A 404-nucleotide genomic window follows, 5' to 3' on the forward strand; every position below is an offset into this window, starting at 1 on the left:
GATAAATTTGATGAGCGTATTTACGGCATTGAAGCAGGCGCACCAGCTAACCAATTGCTGCAAGATATGATCGATAAAGGAGACTTTGATCTAGGGAAATGGAGGTTAGTTGAATCGGGCGAGCAAGGCGTAATGAGCCAAGTACGGCGTGCCGTTAAGCGCAATCAATTTATCGCTTTCTTGGGATGGGAACCTCACCCAATGAACTCGTCTATTGAAATGAACTACTTAACTGGTGGCGATAACTATTTTGGCCCTAACTACGGTGGAGCAACAGTACAAACTGTAACTCGTGCAAACTTAAGTAGTGATTGCCCTAACTTGGGTGCGTTACTTAACAATATGACCTTTACATTGACGATGGAAAACCAAGTAATGGGTGCCATTTTAGATGATGGTAAAGC

The 404-nt window shown here is 43.3% G+C and carries 1 protein-coding gene; it reads left to right on the plus strand.

The annotated features are described in order from the left end of the window. Positions 1-404: glycine betaine ABC transporter substrate-binding protein (locus Q4528_RS12760; protein WP_303521845.1), on the plus strand; the 404-nt coding region annotated here is incomplete at both ends.

The sequence above is a fragment of the Staphylococcus pasteuri genome (assembly GCF_030547725.1).
GTDB lineage: Bacteria > Bacillota > Bacilli > Staphylococcales > Staphylococcaceae > Staphylococcus > Staphylococcus pasteuri.